Source organism: Paraburkholderia susongensis (assembly GCF_900177725.1).
GTDB lineage: Bacteria > Pseudomonadota > Gammaproteobacteria > Burkholderiales > Burkholderiaceae > Paraburkholderia > Paraburkholderia susongensis.
In genome coordinates, this window is record NZ_FXAT01000002.1 from 883614 (window position 1) to 893134 (window position 9521).

Consider the following 9521-nt stretch of genomic DNA (forward strand, 5'->3'; position numbering starts at 1 on the left):
ACCATTCGCAACAATCTCGATATCCAGCCCCAATTTTTAAGCACAAATCTGGTGCAGACACTAAATGAGTTGCTCTAACATGCTATCTGGGTTGCACCTTCCGCAACAACGGCTATAGCGGATGACACCCCTGCCCCGAAACAAGATCCGTATCGGCAAGACGCTCGATGATCGGACAATCCGGGCGTTCGTCGCCGTGACAATGGTCGGCCAGGTGCGCGAGGGTGTCGCGCATGTCGGTCAGCTCGGCGATGCGACGGTCGAGTTCCGCCACATGCTCGAGCGCGATCCGCTTCACTTCCGCGCTGGCGCGCGAGCGATCGTGCCATAGCGCCAGCAACCGCCGGATGTCTTCGACCAGAAAACCGAGCCGGCGCGCCTGGCGGATAAAGCGCAACGAATGCACCTCCTGCGGACCGTATACGCGATAACCGGCGCTCGTGCGAGCCTTGGCCGTCAACAGGCCGACGCTTTCGTAGTAGCGGATCATTTTTGCCGTGACGCCCGACGCGCGGGCCGCTTCACCGATATTCATGACTGTTTTCCCATGGTTTGGCTCGAATGTGGATCGATCCTACACCTTCCCATGATGGGAAGGTCAGCCACTCAAGTACGGATGGGCAGGCATAATTCAACTATTCGCCATTCTGATTTCACGGGGATCCCTGTAATGACAATCGAATTCCACGTAGAAGGCATGAGCTGCCAGCATTGTGTGGCCGCCGTCACGAACGCGATTCGCGAACACGACGCCGTCGCGCAGGTTCAGGTGGACCTCGCGGCTGGCCGCGTCGTGGTGGAGTCGGCGCAATCCGTCGACGCGCTGAAGGCCGCGATCGACGAGGCCGGCTACACGGTCACGTCCACGAACTGAGGGACGCGGATCATGTTCAAGGTTGCCGTTATCGGCGGCTCCGGGCTGCTCGGCCGCGCGCTCGTCGACGAACTGGCGCGGCAGGCCGGCTGGCAGGTCGTCGCCACGGCATTCAGCCGGCCCTCGCCGGACCAGGTCGCGCTGGATATTCGCGACGCGCAGGCGGTCGAACGCTTCATCGAGCGCACGGCGCCGCACGCCGTCGTGATCGCCGCGGCGGAGCGCCGTCCAGATATATGCGAGCGCGACCCGGCGCTGGCCCGCGCGCTGAACGTGGATGCTGTACGCACCATTGCCGCGGCGGCCAACCGGTGTGGGGCGTGGACCCTGTCGATCTCGACCGATTACGTGTTCGACGGCACGCGCCCGCCCTATCGGCACGACAGCGCGCCCGCGCCGCTCAACGCCTATGGGCACAGCAAGCTAGAAGGCGAGCGCGCGCTGAGCGAAACGGCCGCGCATGGCTGCGTGCTGCGTTTGCCGTTGCTGTATGGGCCGATCGTTGGTTGGCCGGAATCGGCGGTGACGAGTCTCGTGCCGGCGATTGCCGCTTCGGCAGCAGCAGACAGCCAGCCCGCCGTGATGGATGCATGGGCGATCCGCTATCCGACGTTCACACCGGACGTCGCGTTCGTGATCCGGCAGATGCTCGAGTTACATGCGCGCGGCGAAACGATCTCCGGCATCGTGCAATGGTCGGGCGACGAACCGATGACCAAGTACGAGATCGCCGTGCGTCTTGCCGAAGCGCTGCAACTCGACGCGCGCCTGACACCGCAGCACACGCCGGCCGACGCGACGCCTCGCCCGCATAACTGCCACCTGGCGTCGAGCCGTCTCGAAGCGCTCGGAATCGGCCGGCGCACACTGTTCGACACAGCGATCCGCGAGGTGCTGGCCGCGTTTCCGTGGCAAGGCGCGGCGCCGCCGCGCTTGAGCTGAGATCGTGCAACGGGGTTTCTTCCGGTTTTCTCTGTTCGGGCCGTTGCTGTGATCGAACGCGCTGACCGCGGGCTTGTGCTTCACGCGAGGCACACTGCGCTTGCTCGGGTGTGTCTTTCGTCTCGAAATCGATCGGTGTTTGGTGGCATCGCGCGGGCGAAGAGATTGACGAGTACACGGCAATCGTCGGTCATCTGCTGATGGCCGGTGGCAAGTTCGCCGGCCGCGGCGTATCCGGCCACAACCTGCAAGCCCACGCCCCACCCCAGCTTCAATGGAAATCGCGGCTCGTCGTGGCGAGTTCGCCGAGCCATGCGCTGTAATCTTCGAGACGATGGGCGACGAGATGGACCACCTCGCCCTGCTGTTTGCGCCCGGGTTTTCGCCGCGTCTCGCCGCGCCCGCTTGTTCTGCTTGTTCCGCCTCCCCTGCTTCCCGCATCTTCCCGAGCGCGCCGGTTCACATTCGTTGCACTCACCGCCGGGCTAACGTTGCCAGCCCTGTCGCCACCGGTCGTCACGCCATCATCGCGCTGCACGACACCATAGACCGCGAGCAGCGACGAACCCAGCAACGCCTTGCGCTGCTTCTCCACGAGCGACGGCCAGACGATCACATTGATCGAGCCGGTTTCGTCCTCGATGGACACGAACACCGTGCCGTTCGCCGTGCCCGGCCGCTGCCGCACGGTGACGATGCCGCACGCCCGCGCCATCGTGCCGTGCCGGCACGCGGCGAGTTCGGCCGCCGTGCGAAACCGCTGTTGCGCGAGACGCGCCCGCAACAGCGCAAGCGGATGACGATTGAGCGTGAGACCGAGGCTCGCGTAGTCGTCGACGATCTCACGGTGCTCGCTGGCCCGCGGCAACGCGAGCGGCGCCTCGGCGATCGGCGCGTCGCGCAGCAGCTTCGGCACCGTGTGCTGCGCGGTCACGGCCCACCACGCTTCACGCCGATGACCGGCGATACGGGTGAGCGCATTCGCCGCGGCCAGTGCTTCGAGCTCGCGCCGCGTCAATGCCGCACGGCGCGCGAGATCGTCGACGTCCGCAAACGGCGCCTCGCGGCGGGCCGCCATGATGCGTTCCGCCGCCTCCTGCGCGAGCCCCTTGATCAAATGCATGCCGATACGCACCGCGGGACCGCGCGAGCCATAAGTGCTCGACGGCTGGAACACGCGCGCGCTCAGCCGCTGCGCGGCACGCCGGATCGTCCGGCTTACCTTCAGGCTCGGCAAGGACAGATAGCGCAATTGCTGCGCGGATAGCACGGCGTACTGGCGACGCAGGTGGGTTTGGTCCGCGACAATCCGCAGCCCTTCGGCATTGCGCCGCTCGAAGGTCGATTCCCAGTCGCTCAGCGTCACGTCGGGCGGCAATACCTGGACACCGTGACGCCTCGCATCCTGCACGAGTTGCGACGGCGAATAAAAACCCAGCGGCTGGCTATTCAGCAATCCCGCCAGAAAAGCGGCCGGCTCATAGCGCTTCAGCCATGCGCTTAGATAGACGAGCAACGCGAAACTCGCCGCATGGCTCTCCGGAAAACCGTATTCGCCGAAGCCCTCGATCTGTTTGCAGATGCGTTCGATGAACGCCTGCTCATAACCGCGCGCCAGCATGCGATTGGTCAGATCCTTCTGATACTTCGCAAGGTTGCCGCTGCGCCGCCATGCGGCCATCGCGCGGCGCAACCTGTCGGCCTGCTCGCCCGTATATTTCGCCGCCACCATCGCCAGGTGCATGACCTGCTCCTGGAAAATCGGCACGCCGAGCGTGCGTTCGAGCACCGGCCGTAATTCGTCCTTCGCGTAATCGACCGGCTCGAGCCCCTGCTTGCGACGCAAATAAGGATGCACCATGCCGCCCTGAATCGGTCCGGGCCGCACGATCGCCACTTCGATCACGAGGTCGTAGTAGGCGTTCGGCTTCAGACGCGGCAGCATGCTTTGCTGCGCGCGCGATTCGATCTGGAACACGCCGATCGTATCGGCATGGCCGCACATCTCGTAGACGGCGCGGTCCTCACGTGGAATATCCTGCATCCTGAACACTGGGAAACCGCGCCTCAGCGCGACGAATTCGAGCGCGCGCCGGATTGCCGAGAGCATGCCGAGCGCCAGCACGTCGACTTTCAGCAGCTTGAGCGCGTCGATATCGTCCTTGTCCCACTCGATCACGCTGCGGTCTTTCATCGACGCGTTTTCGATCGGCACGAGCCGCGACAGCCGGTCTTTCGCGATCACGAAGCCGCCCACGTGCTGCGACAGATGCCGCGGAAAATTGCGCAACTCCCGAGTGAGCCGAATCAGATTCTGCGTGATGTGCGAGCTGGCATCGAAGCCCGCTTCGGCCAGATAGGCGGCCACCGCGTCGGGGCCATCCCACCATTGCTGCGACTTGCTGATCCGCTCGATCAGCGACGCCTCGAGACCCAGTGCCTTGCCGACGTCTTTCAGCGCGCTGCGCGAACGGTACGTGATCAGCGATGCCGTCAGCGCCGCGCGATGGCGGCCGTACTTCGCATAGATGTACTGGATCACTTCTTCGCGCCGCTGATGTTCGAAGTCGACGTCGATATCGGGCGGCTCGTTGCGGGCGCGCGAGATGAATCGTTCGATCAGCATGTTCATGCTGACCGGATCGATTTCCGTTACATGCAGGCAGTAGCACACGACCGAATTCGCCGCCGAGCCTCGCCCCTGGCACAGAATGTTTCTGGAGCGCGCGAAGCTCACGATATCGTGCACCGTCAGAAAATACTTTTCGTATTTCAGATCGGCGATCAGACCCAGTTCCTTCTCGATCTGCTGGATCCGCTTCAGGTCCATGCCGCCCGGCCAGCGCTCCATCGCGCCGGCCATGACGAGCTTGCGCAAATAGCTCGAAGGCGATTCGCCGGCGGGCACCAACTCCTCGGGGTATTCGTATTGCAGTTCCTTGAGCGAGAAGCGGCACAACGCGGCGATGCGCAGCGTTTCTTCGAGCGTGTCGCGCGGGTACAGCTTGCCGAGACGCACGCGCGTGCGCATGTGGCGCTCCGCATTGGCTTCGAGCGCATGACCACAGGCCGAGAGCGGCGTGCCGCGGCCGATCGCGGTCATGGTGTCCTGCAGCGGCTTGCGCGAACGCACGTGCATCAGCACGCCACCCGCTGCCACGAGCGGTAAGCCGCTCTCTTTTGAAATCATCCGCAATGCGTCGATCTGAAGATCGTCGCTGCCGGTTTGCCACAACTCGAGCGCAATCCATGCACGCTGCGCCGCGAACGATGCGAGCCAATGCGCGCAACGCAGCGTGTGCGAGAGCGTCGCCGTGCGCTGCGGCACGAGCATCAGCACGCAATCGGGCAAGCCACGCAGATGCTCGAGGTGAGACAGCGCATCAGTGAAATCTTGCGGACCGATACGATAGCTGCCTTTGTCCGCGCGCGAGCGCGCGAGCGTGATCAGTTCGGCCAGGTTGCCGTACCCGTTGCGATTGATTGCGAGCGCCACCAGCGTGCAGAAAGGCTTGCCGTCGGCATCGGTCAGATTGAATTCGCTGCCGATGATCAGATGAGGAACGGGTTTCAATGCTTCGTCACTCGTGGGCTCCTGAGACGAAGCCGACGCGCCGCTGGCGTCCTGCGAAGACGCCGCTGCCTGCGCGGCTTTTCTGGCCTGCTCCTCGCGCTCTTTCCCCTGACGCTCCTGCTCCTCTTCGATTTCCTTCAACGCCGTGTAAGCGCGCACGACACCCGCCAGCGAACATTCGTCGGTAATCGCCAGCGCGCTATAGCCGAGCGACATCGCCTGCTCGACCAGCTCATGCGGATGCGAAGCACCACGCAGGAACGAGAAGTTGGTCAGGCAATGCAGTTCCGCGTACGTCGGCAAGTGGGCCGCGAGCGTCTGCTGCGAGGAGATGGAGGGCGCGGAAGTTGTCATCGCACTCAACCGAACAGTCCCTGCAAATACCATCCGCCCTTGATGCGCTCGCGGTACACCCAGAACATGTAGCCGCGATCGTCGGCCGCGATGTAGTAATCGCGGCCGACAGGATTGCCGTCCCACCACCCTGCCTCGATCCGCTCGGTGCGCGTGAGCATGGTCAGCGGCCGGCGATAGACCGGCCGCTGGTCGCGCACCATCAGACGCAGTGGCTGGGCGAGCATCCAGATTGGACGAGGCTGCGAAGGTAACGCGGAGTCGGGAAGGTCGAGCGATGCCTGCGCGTTGCCGGCTTGCGCTGCGAATGGGCGCGTGTTTTGGGTGTCGGCCGATCCGGATGGATCTGGTGTTGCTGGTGTTGCCGAAGTGGCCGGCGCATCTTGTGCCATCGCTTCGCCGCCCTCACGCTCTTCCTCGAGCGCGGCATTGCGCAGTTCATCGGTCAGCCAGGTCTTGTCCGCCCTGACCTTGGCGCGGCGCCTCGCCGGCGCGCGCTGCCTGCGTGAAAACGCTTGCGCCTGGTAGGCTTCCACGCGCATTGCCCGCTCCGGACGATGATCGTCCTGCTGCGACATCTGCAACACATTTTCAGGACCCAGGCGTGCACTCAGACGTTCGAGCAGCCGTGCAAGAGAATCGCCATCCGACTCGGGCATCGGGAACAACGTGTCCGACTGCCCGGCATGATCGACGATCTGATCCGCCAGCAGCTTCAACTCGATGACGGGTGCCGCCAGCACCGTCTGGTTCAGCTTTTCCCGCAGCAGCCAGATCAGATGCTCGGCATCGCGCGACGGAATGGCCCACGCGACCTTCAGGCTCGATGTCTTCGGCGCATGGCGCGACGCCAGTTCATGCTCGAGCAACAACGTATAGCCGCTCAGCGCCGCATGATGCGCGCTCAGCCAGCCGGCCAGTTGCACGATCAGCCGACGCGCGGCGAACAGCAAGGCATCGGCGTTGTCGACCCGCGACGGCAATTCCAGTTGTGCATGAAACGACGCCGGCGCGCAAAACGATTCGCGCGGATCGGCGAGCGTGCCATATGCCTGCGCGAGCAGATCCAGAATGCCGCCGCCAAAACGCCGGACGACGCCCGCTCTCGGCAAGCCACGCAAATCGGCGAGCGTCGCGCAGCCGACATGCGAGAACGCATCGCGATGCGCCTGCGCGACCGGCAGCAGCGAGACAGACAAACGATCGAGCACACGCGCGAGCGACACTTCCTTGACCACATGCCAACGACGCCCCTGCCGGCACGCACGTGCCTGCGCCAATAGCCACGCGCCCCAAGCGGTCGGCGCGCACGCGATGCGCGCCGTATAGCCGAATTCCGCCACCGTGCCCGACACGCGCGACAACAACGTGCGCAAGCCGCCAAACAAGCGCAGGCCGGAGCCGACTTCCAGCAACAGCGTGTGTGCATCGGCGAGCGACACTTTGGGCGTGTAGCTCAGCAAGGCAAGCGCGATCGCTTCGAATGCCTGGGTTTCGCGAGCCGCATCGGCGGCAAGCAGCGTCAACCCTGACGTCAACGCCAATGCATACGAGCGCGAATGCCCCACCTGCACGCCGGCGCGCAATGCATCGAGATCGGGCATCAGGATGTGTGCGTGATCGGCCAGCGCATAACAGATGCGCGCGTCGAGGTTCGCGGACGCTTTCGACCCACTCGCGCCGTCGCGCGAATCACGCCGATTCGGTTTCGCGAGCGAACCATCCGGAAACGATGCGAGCGGCTTCACCGCTTCCAGCGGCAACAGCGGCAATGTGATTGCGATCCACAACATGTTTGACCTCTCGGCGTTGATGACTACCGCTCCCGTTTTCAGGCAACACAACGCTTTGTAAAGGCAGAACGAGACGAAGAGGCTCGGCGGGCGGTGGTCCGCGACGCTTGAAGATGTCGATCGACATACCGATCTCCTGCAACCACTGGCGGCGATTGATCGTCTGCGCATTGGCCGGCAGGAGCGGTTCGCAGATCATCCGCAAAGGCGCCGGTGACGATTGCGAAGCCGCCTCCACGGGACGGATCAGAAATGCCAGCGCTGCCGATTCCTGGGCTGCCACCTGCAAGCGCCGGATCTTGTCGGCGCGCGCACCCGGCAGCCACACCAGAACCGCGCCGATGCTGTCCTGCTTCAATGCCTGAGTGGCAACCCATAGCGCCTGATCTTCCGTCGAGCGTACCCACACAACGCGCCCGATATCGATCCCCCAGGCCTTCAGCGCCACGACACAGGGTTGATAAGGGGGCGCCACGAGCATGACGTGCCGCTCGGTATGTTGCGTCAGATGACGGAGTGCATGAGCCAGCAGACGCACCTCGCCCACTCCGCAATGTTCGACCAATAGTTCAGTCAGGCCGCCCGCCGACCAGCCTTGCCCGGGCAATAATCGATCCAGTTCCGCATAACCACTGGAAATCACGTGCGAGTCCGAGCCGGCAAGCTCGTTGCCTTGCCATACCCGACGCCGTAATTGAGACGACAGCGTGGTCGTCGCTAGCTGAATCGCTGCTGCCATAGACACGCTCTTTGCTCAGGACCGCTCCGTCCCTGCCGGACAGAGATGCCTCGCCGCTCCGAGCAATATGCAACGCCGCCGACGACGGTGAGTAGATGGAAGTTCCGGTTTCTGCATATAAATCATGTTGATCTGCGCTCAATTTCTTGCAACAAGGGAGTTTGTGGGGCCGAATCCATTCACCCCGCAATACTGTATATTTATACAGTATTGCGGGGTGAATGTTAAGGCCGAAGGATGCTGACAAAGAAGGGGACGCTGTTCTTGCCTGGCTGGGAAATGTATCGGTGGTCTTTGCTGAACGCGGCGTATCAGCAAACCCAATCAATGAGAAAACAGTTTTAGGCTGTCACAGATCAGCGCCATGACGCCGGAGATGATCGCCGTAATGGCGCCAGTGTGAAGTGAAGTAAACGCGGATTCGAGCGGACTCAAGGTTGCGTTTTTTGGGTCGCGTCCGCAAACGGTATCTGGTCGAGAGCTGGGGGTATTGGCCTGGGCGTACGGAAGCTGTCGCCATCGAGCATGATGCGGTAGGCGCTGGCGTAGGCGTAGGCGTAGGCGTAGGCGGTCAAGTGTCGTGCCCCCTGGCATGCGGTTGCGCGCGAACGCATCGCTCCATTCGTTGAAGTCGAGGTTACTCGTCAGGATCGTCGCAGCGCTCCCGTACCTTTCCGCTATCAGGTGCTACAGCGAACCGCAGTTGCGCGTGACGGGCAGCGTGATGCGTCCTGTCGCGGGTGGAAGCGCCTCGCGGCGCGATACGATCTGACGGGCACTGCGTGGCTGGATCACGAATGGTCGAGCACGTTGCTCGACGCCGACGCGCTCGGGTGGGATTGGCTCGGAGCCAATCTGACGGACGGCTCGGCGCTGATGGCATTCAGGGGGCGTCGCCGCGATGGACGTGCGCTATGGGCACACGCGACGCTTCGCAGTCCCGATGGACAGGTAACGACGTCCGGTGCGGATCAGGCCGACTTCACGCCCGTTCGCCCATGGCGCTCACCGTCGTATCCGGTCCCGATGGTGCTCCGGACAGGCGCGTTGACGTGGCAGCCCAGTCCGCTCATGGACGATCAGGAGTCCGACGCTGGCGTAAACGCCAGAACCCCGGTTCTCGTGATGAGAGACCGGGGTTCAGTCGATGCAGCATGAGGAGCCTGACGATGACCTACTTTCACACGGGCAATCCGCACTATCATCGGCGTGGAGTCGTTTCACGGTCCTGTTCGGGATGGGAAG

The 9521-nt window shown here is 63.4% G+C and carries 6 protein-coding genes, 1 rRNA gene and 2 pseudogenes; 3 read left to right on the forward strand and 6 right to left on the reverse strand.

Annotated elements, in window-relative coordinates:
- Nucleotides 1-112 precede the first annotated feature (112 nt).
- On the reverse strand, nt 113-535 hold the full coding sequence (gene cueR, locus B9Z01_RS09060) for a Cu(I)-responsive transcriptional regulator (RefSeq protein ID WP_085481979.1): 423 nt from the start codon (nt 533-535) through the stop codon (nt 113-115).
- 135 nt (nt 536-670) lie between these two features.
- Here cueR and B9Z01_RS09065 point away from each other — a divergent pair, with 135 nt between their 5' ends.
- Complete coding sequence (locus B9Z01_RS09065) at nt 671-874, forward strand: heavy-metal-associated domain-containing protein (RefSeq protein WP_085481981.1); 204 nt, start codon at nt 671-673, stop codon at nt 872-874.
- Between the two features lie 12 nt (nt 875-886).
- Nucleotides 887-1816, forward strand: a complete 930-nt coding sequence (locus tag B9Z01_RS09070) for a dTDP-4-dehydrorhamnose reductase family protein (protein WP_085481983.1) — start codon at nt 887-889, stop codon at nt 1814-1816.
- A gap of 271 nt (nt 1817-2087) precedes the next feature.
- On the opposite strand, the gene B9Z01_RS09080 is transcribed toward B9Z01_RS09070, so the two are convergent.
- The 4 genes and pseudogenes from B9Z01_RS09080 to B9Z01_RS36135 form a co-directional block, all read right to left on the reverse strand.
- On the reverse strand, nt 2088-5744 hold the full coding sequence (locus B9Z01_RS09080; RefSeq protein ID WP_085481987.1) for an error-prone DNA polymerase: 3657 nt from the start codon (nt 5742-5744) through the stop codon (nt 2088-2090).
- Nucleotides 5745-5749: 5 nt separating this feature from the next.
- Nucleotides 5750-7537: a Y-family DNA polymerase gene (locus B9Z01_RS09085; RefSeq protein WP_085481989.1), complete on the reverse strand. Its 1788-nt coding sequence runs from the start codon at nt 7535-7537 to the stop codon at nt 5750-5752.
- Entirely contained in the window at nt 7437-8276 is an 840-nt protein-coding gene (gene imuA / locus B9Z01_RS09090; protein ID WP_085481991.1) for a translesion DNA synthesis-associated protein ImuA, read from the reverse strand. The genes B9Z01_RS09085 and imuA overlap by 101 nt, the downstream gene beginning before the upstream one ends.
- Nucleotides 8277-8707: 431 nt before the next feature.
- A pseudogene (locus B9Z01_RS36135) lies at nt 8708-8960 on the reverse strand (ATP-binding protein); the annotation flags it as partial.
- Between the two features lie 4 nt (nt 8961-8964).
- Between B9Z01_RS36135 and B9Z01_RS09100 the strand changes: the two are divergent.
- A pseudogene (locus B9Z01_RS09100) lies at nt 8965-9434 on the forward strand (lipocalin family protein); the annotation flags it as partial.
- Nucleotides 9435-9437: 3 nt separating this feature from the next.
- On the opposite strand, the gene rrf reads toward B9Z01_RS09100, so the two are convergent.
- A 5S ribosomal RNA gene (gene rrf, locus B9Z01_RS37050) occupies nt 9438-9521 on the reverse strand; the annotation flags it as partial.